Source organism: Streptomyces rapamycinicus NRRL 5491 (genome assembly GCF_024298965.1).
GTDB lineage: Bacteria > Actinomycetota > Actinomycetes > Streptomycetales > Streptomycetaceae > Streptomyces > Streptomyces rapamycinicus.
In genome coordinates this window covers 7,743,044-7,763,020 of record NZ_CP085193.1, presented here as the reverse complement: position 1 = coordinate 7,763,020, position 19,977 = coordinate 7,743,044, and the positions used below count along the sequence as shown (strand labels likewise).

16 protein-coding genes are annotated in these 19,977 nt (G+C 71.9%); 12 read left to right on the top strand and 4 right to left on the bottom strand.

The window, feature by feature from the left end; translation table 11 throughout:
* Positions 1–8 precede the first annotated feature (8 nt).
* The 11 genes from LIV37_RS32290 to LIV37_RS32240 all read left to right on the top strand — a co-directional run bounded on the left by LIV37_RS32290 (position 9) and on the right by LIV37_RS32240 (position 15,019).
* Complete coding sequence (locus LIV37_RS32290) at positions 9–962, top strand: carbohydrate ABC transporter permease (RefSeq protein ID WP_020871288.1); 954 nt, start codon at positions 9–11, stop codon at positions 960–962.
* 27 nt (positions 963–989) lie between these two features.
* Complete coding sequence (locus tag LIV37_RS32285; RefSeq protein ID WP_020871287.1) at positions 990–1,895, top strand: carbohydrate ABC transporter permease; 906 nt, start codon at positions 990–992, stop codon at positions 1,893–1,895.
* Positions 1,892–3,154 carry a 6-phospho-beta-glucosidase gene (locus LIV37_RS32280; RefSeq protein WP_254807126.1) on the top strand — a complete coding sequence of 421 codons (1,263 nt, stop codon included), beginning with the start codon at positions 1,892–1,894 and terminating at the stop codon, positions 3,152–3,154. The genes LIV37_RS32285 and LIV37_RS32280 overlap by 4 nt, the downstream gene beginning before the upstream one ends.
* Positions 3,155–3,231: 77 nt before the next feature.
* Positions 3,232–4,242, top strand: a complete 1,011-nt coding sequence (locus tag LIV37_RS32275) for an N-acetylglucosamine kinase (RefSeq protein WP_121825144.1) — start codon at positions 3,232–3,234, stop codon at positions 4,240–4,242.
* Between the two features lie 133 nt (positions 4,243–4,375).
* Positions 4,376–5,785: a hypothetical protein gene (locus tag LIV37_RS32270; RefSeq protein WP_020871284.1), complete on the top strand. Its 1,410-nt coding sequence runs from the start codon at positions 4,376–4,378 to the stop codon at positions 5,783–5,785.
* A 20-nt stretch (positions 5,786–5,805) separates the two neighbouring features.
* A complete protein-coding gene (locus LIV37_RS32265) occupies positions 5,806–6,822 on the top strand; it encodes a glutamate ABC transporter substrate-binding protein (RefSeq protein WP_020871283.1) in 1,017 nt (338 codons plus the stop codon).
* A gap of 188 nt (positions 6,823–7,010) precedes the next feature.
* On the top strand, positions 7,011–8,336 hold the full coding sequence (locus LIV37_RS32260; protein WP_020871282.1) for a coiled-coil domain-containing protein: 1,326 nt from the start codon (positions 7,011–7,013) through the stop codon (positions 8,334–8,336).
* Positions 8,333–10,945 carry a serine/threonine-protein kinase gene (locus LIV37_RS32255; RefSeq protein ID WP_121824251.1) on the top strand — a complete coding sequence of 871 codons (2,613 nt, stop codon included), beginning with the start codon at positions 8,333–8,335 and terminating at the stop codon, positions 10,943–10,945. The genes LIV37_RS32260 and LIV37_RS32255 overlap by 4 nt, the downstream gene beginning before the upstream one ends.
* Before the next feature lie 3 nt (positions 10,946–10,948).
* A complete protein-coding gene (locus LIV37_RS32250; RefSeq protein WP_121824252.1) occupies positions 10,949–12,325 on the top strand; it encodes a PP2C family protein-serine/threonine phosphatase in 1,377 nt (458 codons plus the stop codon).
* A gap of 22 nt (positions 12,326–12,347) precedes the next feature.
* Complete coding sequence (locus LIV37_RS32245; protein WP_020871278.1) at positions 12,348–13,745, top strand: vWA domain-containing protein; 1,398 nt, start codon at positions 12,348–12,350, stop codon at positions 13,743–13,745.
* Positions 13,746–13,813: 68 nt separating this feature from the next.
* Positions 13,814–15,019, top strand: coding sequence for an FHA domain-containing protein (locus tag LIV37_RS32240; protein ID WP_121824253.1), 1,206 nt, complete (start codon positions 13,814–13,816; stop codon positions 15,017–15,019).
* Here the strand turns inward: LIV37_RS32240 and LIV37_RS32235 are convergent.
* Positions 15,000–16,199, bottom strand: coding sequence for a methyltransferase domain-containing protein (locus tag LIV37_RS32235; RefSeq protein ID WP_020871276.1), 1,200 nt, complete (start codon positions 16,197–16,199; stop codon positions 15,000–15,002). The two genes, LIV37_RS32240 and LIV37_RS32235, sit on opposite strands and share 20 nt — an antisense overlap.
* Positions 16,200–16,279: 80 nt before the next feature.
* On the opposite strand from LIV37_RS32235, the gene LIV37_RS32230 reads away from it, so the two are divergent.
* Complete coding sequence (locus LIV37_RS32230) at positions 16,280–16,684, top strand: globin (RefSeq protein WP_020871275.1); 405 nt, start codon at positions 16,280–16,282, stop codon at positions 16,682–16,684.
* An 84-nt stretch (positions 16,685–16,768) separates the two neighbouring features.
* Here the strand turns inward: LIV37_RS32230 and LIV37_RS32225 are convergent, their stop codons facing one another.
* Genes LIV37_RS32225 through ettA form a run of 3 tightly spaced genes read right to left on the bottom strand, consistent with a single transcriptional unit; the run spans position 16,769 to position 19,792 of the window.
* The gene (locus LIV37_RS32225; RefSeq protein ID WP_020871274.1) at positions 16,769–17,611 is read right to left on the bottom strand and encodes a DUF8185 domain-containing protein; all 843 of its coding nucleotides are present in this window, start codon (positions 17,609–17,611) and stop codon (positions 16,769–16,771) included.
* Entirely contained in the window at positions 17,608–18,123 is a 516-nt protein-coding gene (locus LIV37_RS32220) for an acyl-CoA thioesterase (protein WP_020871273.1), read from the bottom strand. Before LIV37_RS32220 ends, LIV37_RS32225 begins: the two co-directional genes overlap by 4 nt.
* A gap of 4 nt (positions 18,124–18,127) precedes the next feature.
* Entirely contained in the window at positions 18,128–19,792 is a 1,665-nt protein-coding gene (ettA, locus tag LIV37_RS32215; protein ID WP_020871272.1) for an energy-dependent translational throttle protein EttA, read from the bottom strand.
* Positions 19,793–19,977: the final 185 nt, after the last annotated feature.

Genomic DNA, 19,977 nt, shown 5'->3' with positions numbered 1-19,977 from the left:
AGTGCGACATGGCCACCTTGACGAACGCCCCCGCCCTGCGCCGTAAAGCCCGGCGCGAGCGGCTGCGCACCCTCGGTTTTCTCTCCCCCTGGCTGGTCGGCTTCACCGTCTTCTTCGGCTATCCGCTGGTCGCCACCGTCTACTTCTCCTTCATGCACTACAACCAGGTCCAGGCCCCGACCTTCGTCGGGCTGCGCAACTGGCGTTATGTGCTGGAGCAGATGCCGCTGTTCGGACCGGCACTGTGGAACACGCTCTGGCTGGTCGTGGTCATGGTCGCGCTGCGGGTCGTCTTCGGCCTGGGCATCGGACTGCTGGTCACCAAGGTGAAGTCCGGGGTGGGATTCTTCCGCACCGCCTTCTATCTGCCGTATCTCGCCCCTCCGGTGGCGGCCACCGTCGCCTTCGTCTTCCTTCTCAACCCCGGTACCGGCCCGGTGAACGACATTCTCGGCAGCATCGGGATCCACGCCCCGAACTGGTTCAACGACCCGGCCTGGGCCAAACCGTCCCTCGTACTGCTCTCCCTGTGGGGCATCGGGGATCTCATGGTCATCTTCATGGCGGCCCTGCTGGACGTCCCCAAGGAGCAGTACGAGGCGGCCGACCTGGACGGCGCCGGGGCGTTCCACAAGTTCCGCTATGTGACCTGGCCGTCGATCACCCCGATCGTGATGTTCGCGGTCGTGACGGGCGTCGTCCAGACCATGCAGTACTACACCCAGGCGCTGGTCGCCGGAAAGCTCGCCTCCGGGGTCAGCGTCGGGCCCGGATCGGTCATCCAGCCCGGCTATCCCGACCACTCCACACTCACCGTGCCGCAGCTCGTCTATTCGCTCGGCTTCCAGAACTTCAACACCGGAGCCGCCTGCGTGCTCTCGCTCGTGCTGTTCGCGATCGCGATGGCCGTGACGACGCTGCTGATGCGCAAGCGTGCCGGACTGCTGTCGGCCGATGACTGAGCCGAGGACTGAGAGGACCGATTCACCATGACCGCCACCACCGCCCTCTCGGCGCCGTCCGCGCCCGCGCGCCCCGCCGCCGGACGCTCCCCCGCCCCCGCCTCCCGCCGCCGCGCCGCGCTGCACTGGATCGCCGTGCACACGGTCGCCATCGCCGCCGCGCTCTTCTTCATCCTGCCCTTCGTCTTCGTCTTCCTGACCTCGGTGATGAGCGACGACCAGGCGCTGAGCGGCGACCTGTGGCCCACCGAATGGAACTGGTCGAATTACGCCGACGTCTTCAACACTCCGGGCTTCCTGGACTGGTGGCGCAATTCGCTGATGTACGCCGGGCTCGGCACCCTCTTCACCGTCTGTTCCTCCATTCCGGTGGCCTACGCCCTCGCCAAATTCCGCTTCCGCGGCCGCCGCGCCGCCATGATCCTGGTCATCTCCACGATGATGCTGCCGCCGCAGGTGATCGTGATACCGATGTATCTGGTCTGGGCCCAGCAACTGCATCTGTCGGGTTCGCTGTGGCCGCTGATCATCCCGATGGCGTTCGGTGACGCGTACTCCATCTTCCTGCTGCGCCAGTTCCTGCTGACGATTCCCCGGGAGTACCTGGAGTCGGCGAAGGTGGACGGCAGCGGTGAATTCGGCACGCTGCTGCGCATCGTGATCCCGATGGCCAAACCGGGGATCGCGGCCGTCGCGCTGTTCCAGTTCTTCTACTGCTGGAACGACTACTTCGGCCCGCAGATCTACGCCTCGCAGAATCCGGGCGCCTGGACACTCAGTTACGGCCTGGAGAGCTTCAAGAGCGCGCACAGCGTCAACTGGAATCTGACGATGGCCGCGACCCTGCTCGTCATGGCCCCCGTCATCATCGTCTTCTTCTTCGCTCAGAAAGCCTTCGTCGAAGGCGTCACACTGACAGGAGTCAAGGGTTGAAGCTCGCAGTCGTGGGGGGTGGGTCCACCTACACCCCCGAACTCATCGACGGATTCGCCCGGTTGCGGGACGTGCTCCCGTTGGAGGAGCTCGTCCTGGTCGACCCGGCCGCCGACCGGCTGGAGCTGGTCGGCGGGCTGGCGCGCCGGATCTTCGCCAAGCAGGGCCACCCGGGCGCCATCTCCTGGACCGACGACCTGGACGCGGGCGTGGACGGCGCGGACGCGGTCCTGCTCCAGCTGCGCGTCGGCGGCCAGGCCGCGCGGAACCAGGACGAGACCTGGCCGCTGGAGTGCGGCTGTGTCGGCCAGGAGACCACCGGCGCGGGCGGGCTGGCCAAGGCGCTGCGCACCGTCCCGGTGGTGCTGGACATCGCCGAGCGGGTGCGCCGCCGCAACCCCGACGCCTGGATCGTGGACTTCACCAACCCGGTCGGGATCGTGACCCGGGCGCTGCTCACGGCCGGGCACCGGGCGGTCGGCCTGTGCAATGTGGCCATTGGCTTCCAGCGGAAGTTCGCCAGGCTGCTGGGGGTGGAGCCAGGCGAGGTGACGCTGGAGCACGTCGGCCTCAACCACCTCACCTGGGAGCGCGCGGTGCGCGTCGGCGGCGCCGACGGCGAGGACGTGCTGCCCAAGCTGCTCGCGGAGCATGGCGAGGCGATCGCCGAGGACCTGCGGATGCCGCGCACGCTGGTCGGCCGGCTCGGCGTCGTCCCCTCCTACTACCTGCGCTACTACTACCAGCACGACGCGGTGGTGCGGGAGCTGCGCAGCAAGCCGTCCCGGGCGGCGGAGGTCGCGGCGATCGAGCGGGAGCTGCTGGAGATGTACGGCGATCCGGCGCTGGACGAGAAGCCCGAGCTGCTCGGCAAGCGCGGCGGGGCGTTCTACTCGGAGGCGGCGGTCGATCTGACCTCGTCCCTGCTGGGCGACACCGGCGAGGTGCGGATCGTCAATACGTTCAACGAGGGCACGCTGCCCTTCCTGCCGGACGACGCGGTGATCGAGGTCCCGGCGGCCGTCAACGCGCAGGGCGCGAAACCACTGCCCGTGCGCCCCCTCGAGCCCCTGTTCGCCGGTCTGGTCGCGAATGTCACCGCGTACGAACACCTGGCGCTGGAGGCTGCGTTGAAGGGCGGCCGGGAGCGGGTCTTCCAGGCGCTGCTGTCCCACCCCCTCATCGGCCAGATCGAGTACGCCGAGAAGCTGACCGACGACCTCATCGCGCACAACCGGGAGCATCTGGCGTGGGCCTGACCCAGTCCGTATCGACCCCCTCTCCTGCCCCTTCGTCCTCCTCCCCCTCGTCCGCCGCCCCGCCGGACGGGTCGGTCCTGGCGATCGACGCGGGCAACAGCAAGACGGATGTGGCGCTCATCGGCCCGGACGGCTCCGTGCTCGGCACGGCCCGCGGCGGCGGCTTCCGGCCACCCGTCGTGGGCGCCGAGCAGGCCGTCGGCTCGCTCGCGCCCCTGGTGGAGGAGGTGGCGCGGCAGGCGGGCCGGTCCGGTCCACTGTCCGCGGGGCATGTCTCGGCCTGTCTGGCCAACGTCGATCTCCCCAGCGAGGAGGAGGAGTTGACGGGCGTCCTGGCCGAGCGCGGCTGGGGCGCCACCGTCACGGTCGCCAATGACACCTTCGCCCTGCTGCGGGCCGGGGTGGGGGACGACGGCGAGCCGACCGGCGTCTCCGTGGTCTGCGGCGCGGGGATCAACTGCGCCGGGATCGGTCACGGCGGCCGGGTGGCCCGCTTCCCCGCCATCGGCCGGATCTCCGGCGACTGGGGCGGCGGGGGCTATCTGTCGGAGGAGGCGCTGTGGTGGGCGGCGCGGGCGGAGGACGGCCGCGGCGAGCCGACCGAACTGGCCCGCGCTCTGCCCGCGCGCTTCGGCCTGACCACCATGTACGAGCTGATCGAGGCGCTGCATCTGGGCCGTCTGGAGCCGGGGCGGCGGCATGAGCTGACGCCGGTGCTGTTCGCGGTGGCCGGGGCCGGCGACGAGATCGCGCGGGCGATCGTCGACCGCCAGGCGGAGGAGGTGGTGACCATGGCGGTGGTCGCCCTCGGCCGGCTCGATCTGCTGGGCGAGGAGACCCCGGTGGTGCTGGGCGGCGGGGTGCTCGCGGCCCGCCATCCGCTGCTGGACGACCGGATCCGCGAACTGCTCGCGGAGCGCGCCCCGAAGGCCGAGCCGCGGGTGGTCACCGCACCGCCGGTGCTCGGCGCCGCGCTGCTGGGCCTGGACCGCACCGGCGCGCCGGAATCGGCGTACGCCCGGCTGCGCGCGCACTACGCCCCGGCCGATGACGTGGAAAGTGGAACCGAAAGTCCTTCCGAAGCGTAATGAAAAGGGGAGGGAAGATCGCGATCCGAACAAGATCCAGGCTCGACCGGTGACCTCTCCTGGCGCCGCGGTCCATACTGCTGCGACACCGACCGCGACACGATCCAGGAATCCGGGCCAAGGGGGAGGTCTTGTGTCATACCCGCCGACCACCGGCAGAGCCGCACCGCCGCCCGCGCCCGCGGCCCCGCCGCGGACCGCGTGGGCTGAGGGGCTCGACCGGGCGCGGGCGGCGGCGACGACCGAGCCCGGCCGGCTGCGCGTCATCGGGGCGGTGCTGGCCGCGCTGGTGATCGCGTTCGGCGCGGTCACGGCCTGGCAGGTCTCCGACCGGCAGACCGCGGCGGACGCCGTGGCCGAGCGCAGCCAGCCGCTGAGCGCCGACGCGGCGCAGATCTACCGCTCCCTCGCCGACGCGGACACCACCGCCACCGGAGGCTTCCTGGCGGGCGGCCAGGAGCCTCCCCAGGTCCGGCAGCGGTTCGTGCGGGACATCGACACCGCGTCCAAGCTGCTGGTGCGGGCCGCGGCCAATACGGAGGGCTCGTCCTCCGCCCGCGACGAGATACAGAAGATCAACCAGCTGCTGCCGGTGTACACCGGTCTGATCGACTCCGCGCGCGCCAACAACCGCCAGGGGCTGCCGCTGGGCGGCGCGTATCTGCGCTATGCCAACGACACCATGCGCGACAAGCTGCTGCCCGCCGCGGGCAGGCTCTACCAGGCGGAGACCGCCCGCCTCGGGGAGGACTACGAGGACGCCGAGGCATGGCCGTGGGTGGCGATCGCCACCGGCCTGGTCGCCCTGGGCGCACTGGGCTGGGCCCAGCGCCGTGAGTTCCAGCGGACCAACCGGGTGCTCAGCCGCGGTCTGCTCACCGCCACGGCCGCCTCCACGGTGGTGATGCTGTGGCTGGTGGTCGGCCACGCGGTCGCCAGCACCCAGCTCAACGACTCCAACGATCACGGGGCGAAGTCCCTCCAGGTGCTCAACGAGGCGCGGATCGACTCCCTGCGGGCCCGCGCCGACGAGAACCTGACCCTGGTGGCGCGCGGCGCGGTCGTCGTGGACGAGGACGGAGCCAACAAGGGCAAGGACGCCTACGAGGTCAGCTACGGCTCGCGGATGTCCGCGCTCGTGGGCAAGGCGTCCGGCGACCGCCCCTCGGACGGCAGCCTGCTGGACAAGGCGCGCGCCCTCGCGGACGACGACGAGGGCCGCGAGCCGGTGGAGAAGGCCGGCGGCCGGATCCACGAGTGGCAGGTGCGGCACAAGGCCGCCCGCGCCGCCGACGACGGGGGCGACTACAAGACGGCGCTGACGAAGGTCATCGGCGTCGAGGACAGCACCGGCGAGTCCTTCGACGCGGTGGACAGCCAGCTGGCCAAGGCCCTCGACCACGAACAGCGGGAGTTCCAGCAGGCCGCCGACGACGGACGCGGCGCGTTCACCGCCATGGCGCTCGGCGCCGGGGTGCTGGCCGTGCTGGGAGCCGCGGGAGCGGTGCTGGGCATAGGCCGCAGACTGTCGGAGTACCGATGAGGACGATGGGGGGCGGAAGCATGCGATCACTGCGATCGGCCGCCGCGGTCACGGTATGCGCCCTGGGCGTGGCCACGGCCATCGCGGTCCCGGCGATGATGGACGACGGCGGGGACGGCGACGGCAAGGGTGGTGCGCGGCAGCCGCGTACCGTGCGGACCGGCGCCGAGGCCGCGGCGGCGGACAGCTGCCGCGATCCCGAGGCGAGCCTGCGCCCGTCCAGTGCGAGCGGCCCGGCCATCAAACGGATCAAGAACCGTGAGGTCAACGGGCACAAGCTCAACAAGCTGATCGCCGGCGTCGACCAGAACAGCTATCGCTGGGGATACCGCGATCCGGCAACCGGCGACCTCACCGGCTTCGACATCGACCTGGTGCGCGCCATCGCCGACGACATCTTCGGCGATCCGGACGCGGTCATCTTCCGCACCATACCCACCAGTCAGCGCATCAAGGCCCTGCAGCAGGGCAAGGTCGACGTCGTGGTGCGCACCATGACCATCAACTGCGACCGGATCAAGGACGTGGCGTTCTCCACCGCGTACTTCCAGGCCGGACAGCAGGTGCTGGTCCCCGACGACTCGTCCATCACCGGCTACAACAAGACGCTGCGCGGCAAGAAGGTCTGCACCGCGCAGGGTTCCACCGCCGAGGCCGAGCTGGACAAGCCGGACACCGGGGCCGAGCATCTCGGCGCGATCATGGTGAAGCCCGTCCCCAACCAGCTGGACTGCCTGGTCAGACTGCAGCTCGGCCAGGTGGACGCGGTGATCACCGACAACGCGCTGGCGGCCGGCCAGGCGGCCCAGGACCCCTCCGTCAAGCTGGTCGGCTCACGATTCACCGATGAGTTCTACGGCGTGGCGATGAACAAGGACGACGACGACCTGGTACGCCGGGTCAACAAGGTTCTGGAGGACTACCGCCAGGGCGGGGCAGGCAGCCCTTGGATGCAGGCCTACCAGAAGTGGCTCGCCAAGGACTTCAGCACGGCGCAGGAGAACCCGACGCCGCCCGCCCCCGAATACAAGGACTAGCGCGGACAAGGACCGGAGCGGACGAGAACCCGTGCGCACGAGGACCCGCGCGCACGAGCACGACGGACCCGGACACACCGGGCAAGAGCAAGGATCACGGACCGGCAAGGATTAGCGCCCGCCTCACACGCGTAGGGATGACGCAGCAGACGGATCACATAGCGGTTACGGACATGGAGAGGTGATCGATGGGGGTCCCGGGACCCTTCCCCAGTTTCGCGGGGGCACCCGACGGCCCGGTCATGGGCCGGGAGGAGGTGGACCGCGCACTGGCGAAGCTCGCCGCCGAACACGAGGCGATCGAGTCCTCGCTGCTCGCCCTCCAGGACCACGCGGGCAGAAGGCTTCTCGAGGGCGCCGAGCTCACGGGCGTCACCAAGGACCGCTGGTCCACCACCGAGCAGGCCATCTCTCTCCTGTGGAGCTACTTCGACGCGTACACCGAGGCCCTCACCCGGGCCCGTGAGGTGCGCTCCCGTCACCGCTGGCCGACGCAGGACGAGTTGGCCGAGCTCACCGAGTTGCTGTGCGGCACCGCGATCACCCTGCCCAGCAGCGCCACCCTCGGCGGCTCGCCCCTGCTCAGCGAGGAGCTGGGCCTGGACCGGCTGGTCGACCGGATGAACCGCTGGTACGCGGAGGCCATCGACGTCATCGTCAGCGCCGACGCCATATGGTCCGCGCTGCCCGCCCGGATCGACATGCTCTCCGCGGAGCTGCACCGCACCCGTTCGCTCGCCCACTCCGTGGGGGTCCGCCCCGGTGAGCACCCCTCGGGGGACGATCTGGAGCAGATCACCGCCGAGCTGACGGCGCTGCGCGCCGAAGTGGTCTCCGACCCGCTGGCCTTCTGGAAACCGGCCAGCGGCAGCTCCGCGCCCGGCGGCGGCACTCCCGACACCGAGCGCTATGACCGCGCCGCCCGCGCCCTGGAGGATGTGCGCCGGGAGATCGAGGCGGTCCTGGACGTGCGGCAGGACGCCGAGCGGCGGCTGATGCGGCTGCGCGATGTGCTCTCCCGAGCCGATCGCACCCTGGCGGAGGCGCGCCAGGCGCGCGGTGAGGTGCTCGCGAAGATCGCGGCATCGGAGGTCCCGGCCGTCAGCGGCCCGCCGACCGCGCTGCACGAGCAGTTGGTCGCCGCGGCCGACTACCGCAGGCGCTCGCAGTGGCACCGGCTCTCGCCGCTGCTGGAGAGCCTGGAGCAGCGCGCCGACGACGAGCTGCTGCGGGCCCGCGAGTCGTTGACCGCGGTCACCGCGCCGCTCGCGGTCCGCGCCGAGCTGCGCGGCCGTCTCGACGCGTACAAGGCGAAGGTCGCCCGCCATGGCATGGCGGAGGATCCGTTCCTGGTGGAGCGGTATGACGTGGCCCGCCGGATGCTGTGGAGCGCCCCGTGTGATCTACGGGCGGCCGAGCAGGCCGTGCTGCGCTACCAGCGGGCGGCGGCCGAGGCCCTGGTGCCACGCCAGACGGGCCCGGCCGGGCAAGGCATCGAGGGAGGCACGGAATGAATGCGGCGGTCGTCGCCTGCCAGCGGCGTGACTGCGGCGGGTCCTACGAGGACGTGGGCGGAGGCGAGCTGTACTGCGATGTCTGCGGTATGGCCCCGGTCGTCTCACCGCAGGGGATGGTGGCCTCACCGCCCACCGGGATCACCGGGCAGGCCGGGCGGGGCGGAAGTTCCTCGTCCCGGAGCGAGGGCTCCTCGGCACGGAGCGGCTCGTCGGCACGCAGCGACGGCTCGTCCGCGCGGAGCGGGGGTTCCTCGGCGCGGAGCGGAGGTTCCTCGGCGACCGGCTGGGACTCCTCGTCCGGCGCCTCCGGCCGGTCGCGTTCGGCACGCTCCTCCTCGTCCCGGCGCTCGGTGTCCGGGCGGCTGTCCCGCTCCATGTCCGGGCGGACCTCGTCGCGTTCGGTCTCGGTGCGCAGCTCCCGCTCCGCCACCTCGGCCTCCTCGGGGCGGAACGCCCTGGGCGCCGGTCTGGTCAGCGTCCCCGATGTGCCGCGCCCCGATCCGCGGACGGCGGTGCTGGCGGACCCCGAGGTCCCCGAGCGCAAGCGGTTCTGCAGCCGCGGGGACTGCGGCGCCCCGGTGGGCCGCGCCCGTGGCGAACGGCCGGGCCGCACCGAGGGGTTCTGCACCAAGTGCGGCCATCCGTACTCGTTCGTACCGAAGTTGAGCCCCGGTGACATCGTCCACGGCCAGTACGAGGTCGCGGGCTGTCTGGCGCACGGCGGGCTCGGCTGGATCTATCTGGCCATCGACCGCGCGGTGTCGGACCGCTGGGTGGTTCTCAAGGGCCTGCTGGACACGGGCGACGAGGAGGCCCTGGCCGCCGCCGTCTCCGAGCGCCGCTTCCTCGCCGAGATCGAGCACTCCAACATCGTCCGGATCTACAACTTCGTCGAGCACCTCGACCAGCGCACCGGCAGCCTCGACGGCTACATCGTCATGGAGTACGTGGGCGGCAAGTCCCTGAAGGACATCGCCAACGCCCGCCGCACCACCGAGGGCCGCCGCGATCCGCTGCCGGTCGAGCAGGCGTGCGCGTACGGCATCGAGGCGCTGGAGGCGCTCGGCCATCTGCACAGCCGCAATCTGCTCTACTGCGACTTCAAGGTCGACAACGCCATTCAGCAGCAGGACCAGCTCAAACTGATCGACATGGGCGCGGTCCGGCGGATGGACGACCACGACAGCCCCATCTACGGCACGGTCGGCTATCAGGCCCCCGAGATCTCCGACTCCGGCCCGTCGATCTCCTCCGACCTCTACACGGTGGCGCGCACCCTGGCCGTGCTCACCTTCGACTTCCAGGGCTATACGAACGTCTACGTGGACAGCCTGCCGGACCCCGAGCACATCGAGGTCTTCCGGGCTTACGAATCCTTCTACCGGCTGCTGGTGCGGGCCACCGATCCCGACCCGGGGCGCCGCTTCGCCTCCGCGCGGGAGATGGCCGACCAGCTGACCGGGGTGCTGCGGGAGGTCGTGGCGCTGCAGACCGGGCGGCCCCGGCCTGCCCTGTCCACGCTCTTCGGGCCGGAACCGCGCGTCGTGGACACCGAGTTGTTCGCCGACGACGGAAAGGACCCGTCCCTGCTGGGCGCCCGGTCCGGCGGGGGCGCCACCGCACCCGCCATCCCCGCGCAGCGCCCGCCGGGCCCGCTGGCCCTGCCGCTGCCCGCCATCACCACGCTGGACGGCCGGGCCACCGCGCTGGCGCTCCCGGTGCCGCTGGTGGACTCCGACGACCCCAACGCCGGGTTCCTGGCCGGTCTGCTGGCCGCCGACCCCGCCGAGGTGAGCGCCGCGCTGCGGACCGCGCCCGTGGACTCGGTCGAGCTGCGGCTGCGCCGGGTGCGCGCCCAGCTGGAGCTGGCCCAGGAGCATGACGCGGGCGTCGCGCTCACCGGTCTGGAGGCCGCGTACAGCGACGACTGGCGGATCGTCTGGTACCGGGGGCTGCACGCGCTGGCCACCGGCGACCGCGAGACGGCCGCGCTCTCCTTCGACGCCGTCTACGACGCGTTCCCCGGCGAGCCCGCGCCGAAGCTGGCGCTCGGCGTCTGCGCCGAGGTGCTGGGCCAGTTGGACAACGCGGCGGAGTACTACCGGCTGGTCTGGGCCACCGACCCCAGCTTCGTGAGCGCCGCCTTCGGCCTCGCCCGGGTGCTGCTGTGCGCCGGGGACCGCCCGGGCGCGGTGCGGGCCCTGGAGTCGGTGCCGGAGTCCTCGATCCACTACACGGCGGCGCGGGTCGCCGCCGTACGGGCCCGGCTGCGCCAGCGCGCCCCGTACGACGCCCTGCTGAGCGATCTGACGGCCTCGGCGGTCCAGGTCGAGCGGCTGGGCGAGTTCGGTCTGGACGCGGTGCGGCGCGAGCGGCTGCGTACGGAGGTCCTGGGCAGCGCCCTGGATTGGGTACTGTCCGGCAGCAGCGGGGCGCCCCCGGGACACAACCGGCCGCCGCTGCTCGGCAGCAGCCTGGACGAGCGCGGGCTGCGCTTCGGATTGGAGCGCTCGTACCGTGTACTCGCCAGACTCGCCCAGCGAGGCGAGGAGAGGATCGAACTGGTGGAGCGGGCCAACCGTTTCCGCCCCAGGACGTGGGTGTGATCGATGTCGCAGATGCCGCAGCCTCCCCAGCTGTCAGCCTGCCCGGCCTGTGATGAGCCGCCGCAGGCGGGGGACAGATACTGCGATCAGTGCGGTGCCGATCTGACGGTGGCGGCCGCGCTGGCAGCGGAGGCCGCACTGTCGGCGGAGGCGATCGCCGACCGGTCGGAGGCGCACGGCGGCCTCCCGGCGCCGCCGCGGGTGAACGGGGCGGCGCGGTCCACCCACCCGGAGCCGGAGCCGGAGCCGGACGACTACGAGCTGGCCGCCCCGACCTCCGGCGGGTACGGCCAGGTGGCCGACCCGCGGGCCACGGCGGCGCTCGGCGCGCCCGGGGCACCCGGCGAGTCCGGCAGCCACCCGGAGACCAACGCGAGTACGCACACCAGCGCGGCGAGCGGCACGGGCAGCGGGACCGGCACCGGGGCGGACCCCCGGCTGCCCGGCGACGAAAACCGCCCCCGGTGCGCCGCGTGCCAGGAGGGCACCATCGACGAGGACGGATACTGCGAGCGCTGCGGACACGCCCAGGCACGGACGCGCGACCATATGGAGAGTGAGTTGGAGGGGATCGCGGCGGCCAGCGACCGGGGGCTGCGCCACCACCGCAACGAGGACGCGTTCTCGGTGTCCACCGCCGCGCTGCCCGACGGCTCACCGGTCACGGTCGCCGTGGTGTGCGACGGGGTCTCCTCGGCCACCCGCCCCGACGAGGCCTCGGCCGCCGCTGCCCATGCCGCGAGTCAGGCGCTGCGGGCCTCGCTGCCCCGCGGCGCCCACCCCCAGCAGGCCATGAACGAGGCGATCATCGCCGCCGCCGACGCGGTCAACTCCCTGGCCCTGGACACCGGCGCGGCCGCCCCCCACCACGAGGGGCAGCGCCATCAGAACGCACCGGCGTGCACCATCGTCAGCGCCATCGTCACCAGCGACATCCTCACCGTCGGCTGGGTCGGGGACAGCCGCGCCTACTGGGTCCCCGACGACCGTACGACCCCGCCCGCGCGGCTCACCGAGGACGACTCCTGGGCGGCCCAGATGGTGGCCGCGGGGCTGATGTCCGAGGCGGAGGCGTACGCGGACGAGCGCGCCCACGCCATCACCGGCTGGCTCGGGGCGGACGCCTATGAGCTGGAGCCCCACACCGCCTCGTACAAGCCGGACCGGCCGGGCGTCGTGGTGGTGTGCACCGACGGGCTGTGGAACTACGCCGAATCGGCGGAGCAGATGGCCCACGCGGTGCCGCCGGACGCCCGCGCCCGGCCGCTGAACAGCGCGCAGATCCTGGTCGGCCACGCCCTGGACGGCGGGGGCCACGACAACGTAACAGTGGCGGTCGTGCCGTTCCCCGCTGCCCCGGGCCGGGCAGGATCCGCCTGACGGTCGCCAAGGAGCGGATGACATGGCCCACTTCTCCACGCCCGATGCGCCGCGGTTCTCGGTCGAGGTCTACCAGAACGAGTACCTCCCCGAGGGAGGCCGCGAGGTGAACGCGATCATCACCGTCACCTCGGCCGGCGGCGGGGCCACGGCGGGGCCGCCGATACCCGTGCCCGCCCATGGTGGGTACGAGGACGCTCCCGGCGCGTACGGCAGCGCGTCCGGCCCGGGCGGCGGCTCGCCCCGCGCGGCCGTGGTGATCATGGTGGACTGCTCCGGCTCCATGGACTATCCGCCGACGAAGATGCGCCACGCGCGGGACGCGACCGCCGCCGCGATCGACACGGTGCGCGACGGCGTGGCCTTCTCCGTGGTGGCGGGCACCCACAAGGCGGTCGAGGTCTTCCCCGGAAACGGGCAGTTGGCCACCGCCGATCCGCTCACCCGCACCCAGGCCAAGGACGCGCTGCGGAGCCTGAGTCCGGGCGGCGGCACCGCGATCGGCACCTGGCTGCTCCAGGCCGATCTGCTGCTCGGCTCCGCCGATGCCGCGATACGGCACGGCATCCTGCTCACCGACGGGCGGAACGAGCACGAGGAGCCGCAGCGGCTGAGGACCGTGCTCGACGCCTGCGCGGGCCGCTTCACCTGCGACGCCCGCGGGGTGGGCACGGACTGGGAGGTCGAGGAGGTCACCGGGATCGCCGCCGCCCTGCTCGGAACGGCGGACATCGTGGCCGACCCCGCCGGGCTCACCGCGGACTTCACGCGGATGATGGAGACGGCGATGGGCAAGGAGGTCGCCGACGTCAGCCTCCGGCTGTGGACCCCCAAGGGCGCCGAGGTGGCGTATGTGAAACAGGTCGCACCGACTGTGGAGGATCTCACCGCCCGGCGCGTCGAGGCCGGTCCGCGCGCGGGCGACTACCCCACCGGGTCCTGGGGCGATGAGTCCCGCGACTACCACCTCTGTGTGCGGGTTCCGGCGGCCGAGGTCGGCCAGGAGATGCTCGCGGCCAGGATTTCCCTGGTCCAGCCGGTGCCCGACGGGGTCGGCAGCCCGCCAAGTCCGCTGGCGCAGGGGCTGGTGCGCGCGGTGTGGACCGATGATCTGGTCGTCTCCACCGCGATGAATCCGCAGGTAGCGCACTATACGGGCCAGGCCGAACTGGCACAGGCCATCAAACAGGGAATGAATGCCCGCAAGTCCGGCGATGCCGAACAAGCGACCGCGAAGCTGGGGCGTGCCGTACAGCTGGCGGCCACATCGGGGAACGAAGACACGGCGAAACTGCTTGCGAAGGTGGTGGACGTGCTCGATGTAGCGGCAGGTACTGTGCGACTGAAGGCGAAGGTCGCGGAGGCGGACGAGATGACACTCGAAACGCGCTCCACCAAGACAGTTCGCGTCAAGAAGTAGCACATAACCAGCACTCACGTAGCTCTTCTCGGCAGAAACGCCAAGAACGCCACAGAGGGGGATCCGACATGCCGACCTGTCCCAACGGCCACCAATCGGCGGCCGACGACTGGTGCGAGGTGTGTGGGCACCGGATGTCGGGGACACCCATGCCCTCCGGCGCCGTCCCGCCACCTCCGCCCATGCCGAACGGCCCCGGTGTTCCCGTACCACCGGGTGGCTACGGGAGTCCGGGGCCGGGCGGCCCACCGCCGCCCGGCGGCGCGGGCGGCTACGGCTATCCGGCACAGCAGCAGGAGCTGTGCCCGCAGTGCCGTACGCCACGTGAGGCGCAGGCCCCGTTCTGTGAGGAGTGCCGCTTCAACTTCCAGACGCACACCCCGTCTCCGTACGGCCCGCCGCAGGGCGGTTACGCGCCGCCGCAGCAGCCGGGGCCGCCACAGCCCGGGCCCGGGGGGCCGCAGGGCCCGCACCCGACACAGGGCGGCGGTCAGCCCCCCGGCTTCGGCGGCGACAGCGACTGGACGCTTCCGCCGCCGCAGGGGGGCGCACCGCACCAGGGCACGCCCCCGCACGGCGCTCCGCAGCACGGCGCCCCGCAGCACGGCGCCCCGCAGCAGGGAACCCCGGGCCACGGCGCGCCGCAGGCCCCGCAGTACGGCTACGGCTACCCCCAGGCACCGGCGCCCCCGGCCCAGCCGTACGGGAACGAGGGGTACGCCCCGCCGCCCCAGCAGCAGGGGCCGGGGCACCAGCCGCCGCAGCAGCAACAGCACCCCGGTGCGCCGCAGCAGCAGCACCCCGGTGCCCCGCAGCAGCACCCCGGCGGCGCCCAGTTCGGCCAGGGCGGCGCCCCGGTACAGGCACCCGGCAACTGGATAGCCGTCGTCGCCCCGGACCGTGAGTACTTCATGGCGATGATGAACCGCAGCGGCCCGGAGGCCGCCGGGCTGAACCTCCCGGCCTACTCCCCCGAGCAGCAGCTGCCGCTCAACGGCCAGCAGATCACCATCGGCCGCCGCCGCCACAGCACCGGTGAGGCCCCCGACATCGACCTCGGGCGGCCGCCCGAGGACCCGGGCGTCTCGCACCAGCACGCGCTCCTCGTCCAGCAGCCCGACGGCGTCTGGGCGGTCGTCGACCAGGACTCGACCAACGGGACCACGATCAACGGCGGCGACGAGCCGATCCAGCCGTTTGTGCCGGTCCCGCTCCGGGAGGGCGACCGCGTCCATGTCGGCGCCTGGACGACGATCACGGTGCGCCGGGGCTGAGCCCTCCGAAGGGTTCAAGACGGCCGGGAGGGCCCAGCGGCCAGCCGTAGGCGCCCTCCGGGTCGTCCAGCCAGGCCCATTGGCGCTCGCCCCGCACCGTCACCCCGTAGCGCTCCCGCCCCGGCCTGCCCTCGTGCTCCCACAGCGCGAGGGCTTCGACCGGCTCCATATGGCCCGCGGCCATGTTCAGCAGGAAGCGGAAGGAGTCGTCCAGCAGCGGCCGGGACGGCAGCCCGTGGCTGGGCGCCCGAGGCGGCGGGCCGCTGCCGCGCAGCGGGACGAAGTACGCGGGTACGGCCAGGAAGTGCCCCTCGGCATGGCGGGCGTCGGCGACCCTCAGGGCGATCAGCCCGGTCGCGAGCGGCGTCAGGATCAGCGCGTCCGGCCGGCACTGGCCGAGCCATGCGGACGGGATGGACGCCACGGCGCAGGTGGCGATGATCCGGTGGTAGGGAGCGTGCAGCGGACAGCCGCGCGCCCCGTCCCCGGTGACGACCGCGGGGCGGAATCCGGCCGCGGCCAGATGGTTCCGGGCGGCCTCGGTGATCTCCGGGTCGAGATCGAGGGTGGTGACGTGGGCGTCGCCGAGCCGATGGGCCAGCAGTGCGGCGTTGTAGCCGGTGCCCGCGCCGATCTCCAGCACCCGGTCCCCGTCCCGCACCTGGAGCGCCTGGAGCATCCGCGCCATCAGCGACGGCTGGCTGCTGGAGGTGATCAGTTCACCGTCGCGCACCCGTGTGGCGAGCGGGGCGTCCGCGTAGGCGCCGGCCAGCCAGCGGGCCCGGCGCAGCGGGTGGGGGTCGTCGCGCCACAGCCGGGTGTAGCCGACCGTCCCGTGCGCCGCACCCGCCTCCCCGGCTCCCGCCGCCCCCGCTGCCCGCGCCACCCCTGCCGTCCCTGCCGTCCCTGCCGTCTTGGCGCCCGGCGGTGCGGCCGCCGCGGCCGCGTCCCCCGCCTCGTAGTAGTAGGGCACGAAGAGATGGCGTGGCACCTCCTCAAAGGCCGCCCGCCAGGCGGGGTCGGTGAGTCCGCCGCCCGCCGCGATCTCCCGGACCAGCCCGGTCCGCAGCGCCGCGGCCTCCTCGGCGTACCCATCGGCCTCCCGGCCCGCAGGCTGCCGCCGCGCCACACGCTCCCCGGCGTCCGGCGCGCTGCGTGTGCTCCCGCCCGTGCTGCCCATGGCTCCACTCTCCTGCGCGCGGCCCCCGGCCGCGACCCACGCCCCCTTTTCAGGACGGGGGCGTCTGAGAGCATGGAGGCGTGAAAGAGATTCCGCGAGGCACACTTCAGGAGCAGACCTTCTACGAGCAGGTCGGCGGCGAGCAGACCTTCCGGCGTCTGGTCCACCGCTTCTACCAGGGGGTCGCGGAGGACCCGCTGCTCCGGCCGATGTACCCCGAGGAGGACCTGGGACCGGCCGAGGAGCGACTCGCACTCTTCCTGATGCAGTACTGGGGCGGCCCCCGCACCTACAGCGACAACCGCGGCCACCCCCGGCTCCGCATGCGCCACGCCCCCTTCACCGTGAACCGCGCCGCCCATGACGCCTGGCTGCGCCATATGCGCGACGCGGTGGAGGAGCTGGAACTGGCCCCGGAGCTCGAACGCCAGCTGTGGCACTACCTCACCTACGCCGCCGCCTCCATGATCAACGCGGAGGGCTGACCAGGCGGGCCGACCTGGAGGGCGGCCCCGGAGGGCTGACCCCGCGGGCTGACCCGGAGAGCTGAGAGAGCTGACCCCGCGGGCTCAGGCGGGCGTGACGGACAGCCCGGACAGACCGCCGGACAGGCCCTGCGTACGCACCGCGATCGAACCGTACGGCGTGCGCAGCCGCAGCCAGCCGCCCGCGGCGAGCAGCGCCAGGGGCTCGGGCGCCGCGGTGGCCACGCCGCTCCCGTGGGCGGTGACGGCCGGTGCCGCCGCCCGGACCGGCCGCAGGAAGCCCAGCGACTGGGCGGCGTGCACGGCGCGCAGCGGAAGCCCGGTGTCGCCCAGGGTGCGGGACCAGATCTCGTGGCCGATGCGGTCGCGCTCGGCGCGCGTACGCCGCTCCTCGGGGAGCGCCGCGTCACGGGCCCGGAACTCGGCGACGGCGGCGGTGACCGCCCCGCGCACCTCGTTCACGCCCGGCAGCCCGTTCACCCGGCGCCAGCCGCCGCGCGGCGGCAGCACCCCGGCCCACGGCGGGCCGGTGACGGCCTGCGGCACGGTGACCACCAGACCCCGCTCGCGGCTTTCGGAACCGTCGGCGGTCCGCGCGGCCCGCGCCGTGTCCAGCGCGTCCGCGAACTCGCCCGCCGAGACGGTCGTATCCAGCGCGCCCGACCCGCCCGCCGCCCCGGCCGATGTGGCCGACGCGTCCGACTCGTCCGGCGTGTCCTCGGTGCTGACGACCGCCTCGAGCCGCGCCGTACGGATCGCGAGGACCTCGAAGGACGGCGGCCGGCCGAAGACGGCGAGCACACCGCCGCCCGCCTGCAGCCGCACCGCCGCCGCCCGGTCGTAGTGGATCAGCCGGGCCAGGAAGGCGGCGAGATCGGCCGCCTCCCCGGCGTCGGCGAAGTGGAGTTCCTGGCTGGAGGCGGTCATACCGAGACGGCCCCCTCCGCCTCCGCCCGTTCGGAGCCATCGGCGGATCCGGCGGGCCTCGTGGGCGCCTTGGACGCCTTCTTCGCGGCGCCCTTCCTCACCGGGTCCGGCTCCAGGTACTCGGTCAGGAACTTCTCCTCTTCCGGGGTGACCCGGCGCGGGCGTTCCTGGTCGAGGTCGTAGGGCACGATGCGGGTGGTGGCACGCACATACAGGGCGTCCTCGTCCTTGATCTCATAGCGCAGGGTGAGATACGCGGCCTTGATCTCCGTCACCCAGGTCTCGATCGTCACCGGGCGGTGCCGGTGGACCAGGGGCTTCAGATAGTCGATCTCGTGCCGGGCCACGACCACGCCGCCGGTGAACGCGTCACTCCCGTTCCCCGGCGCCAGCCGCCACATGAAGTCGACCCGCGCCTCCTCCAGATAGCGGAGGAAGGTCACGTTGTTGACGTGGCCGAACGCGTCCATGTCGGACCAGCGCAGGGGACAGGGATAGATATGGCGTGCCATCCACTCAGCCCCGGGTCAGCTTCTTGTAGGTGGCACGGTGCGGACGGGCCGCGTCCGGGCCGAGCCGCTCGATCTTGTTCTTCTCGTACGACTCGAAGTTGCCCTCGAACCAGAACCACTTGGATTCGCCCTCGTACGCCAGGATGTGCGTGGCGACGCGGTCGAGGAACCAGCGGTCGTGGGAGACGACCACGGCGCAGCCGGGGAAGTCGAGCAGCGCGTTCTCCAGCGAGGAGAGGGTCTCCACGTCGAGGTCGTTGGTGGGCTCGTCGAGGAGCAGCAGGTTGCCGCCCTGCTTGAGGGTGAGCGCGAGGTTGAGGCGGTTGCGCTCACCGCCCGAGAGCACCCCGGCCGGCTTCTGCTGGTCCGGGCCCTTGAAGCCGAAGGCGGAGACATAGGCGCGGGAGGGCATCTCGACCTGGCCGACGTTGATGTAGTCGAGCTCGTCGGACACGACCGCCCACAGCGTCTTCTTGGGGTCGATGTTGGCGCGGCTCTGGTCGACGTAGGAGATCTTGACGGTCTCACCGACCTTGATGCTGCCCGCGTCGGCGGTCTCCAGGCCCTGGATCATCTTGAACAGCGTGGTCTTACCGGCGCCGTTGGGGCCGATGACACCGACGATGCCGTTCCGCGGGAGGGTGAAGGAGAGGTCGTCGATCAGGACCTTCTCGCCGAACGCCTTGGAGAGGTTCTCCACCTCGACCACGACACTGCCCAGACGCGGGCCCGGCGGGATCTGGATCTCCTCGAAGTCCAGCTTCCGGGTCTTCTCGGCCTCGGCGGCCATCTCCTCGTAACGGGTCAGCCGGGCCCGGGACTTGGCCTGGCGGCCCTTGGCGTTGGAGCGGACCCAGTCCAGCTCTTCCTTGAGGCGCTTGGCGCGCTTGGCGTCCTTCTGGCCCTCGACCTTCAGCCGGGCCTGCTTCTTCTCCAGGTAGGTGGAGTAGTTGCCCTCGTAGCCGATGGCGCGGCCGCGGTCGAGCTCCAGGATCCACTCGGCCACGTTGTCCAGGAAGTACCGGTCGTGGGTGATGGCCACGACGGTGCCCGCGTACTTGGCGAGGTGCTGCTCCAGCCAGTTGACGGACTCGGCGTCGAGGTGGTTGGTGGGCTCGTCCAGCAGCAGCAGGTCGGGGGCCTCCAGCAGCAGCTTGCAGAGCGCGACGCGGCGCTTCTCGCCGCCGGAGAGGGTGGTGACCGGCCAGTCGCCGGGCGGGCAGCCCAGGGCGTCCATGGCCTGCTCCAGCTGGGCGTCCAGGTCCCAGGCGCCTGAGTGGTCCAGGTCCTCCTGGAGCTTGCCCATCTCCTCGAGCAGCTCGTCGCTGTAGTCGGTCGCCATCTGCTCGGCGATCTCGTTGAAGCGGTCCAGCTTGCCCTTGGTGACCGCCACGCCGTCCTGGACGTTCTCCAGCACGGTCTTGGACTCGTCCAGCGGGGGCTCCTGGAGCAGGATGCCGACGCTGTAGCCGGGTGAGAGGAAGGCGTCACCATTGGACGGCTGCTCCAGGCCGGCCATGATCTTCAGCACCGTCGACTTACCGGCGCCGTTGGGGCCCACGACACCGATTTTCGCGCCGGGCAGAAAGCTCAGCGTGACATCGTCGAGGATCACCTTGTCGCCGTGCGCCTTGCGCGTCTTGCGCATGGTGTAGATGAACTCAGCCAAGAGAAACCGTCCGGCAATCTGGTAGGTATCGAGGTGCGGCTCCGCCGCGGGTCCGTATCCGTGGCGGCTCCACCGCGTGAGGGCAGATACAGCCATCTTGCCGTACAGCCCGCCCGAGGCGGAAACCCGTTTGGTCCGGCGTGCGGTATGGGTCCGGCATTCGCCGTCCCCCGATGCCACGAAGG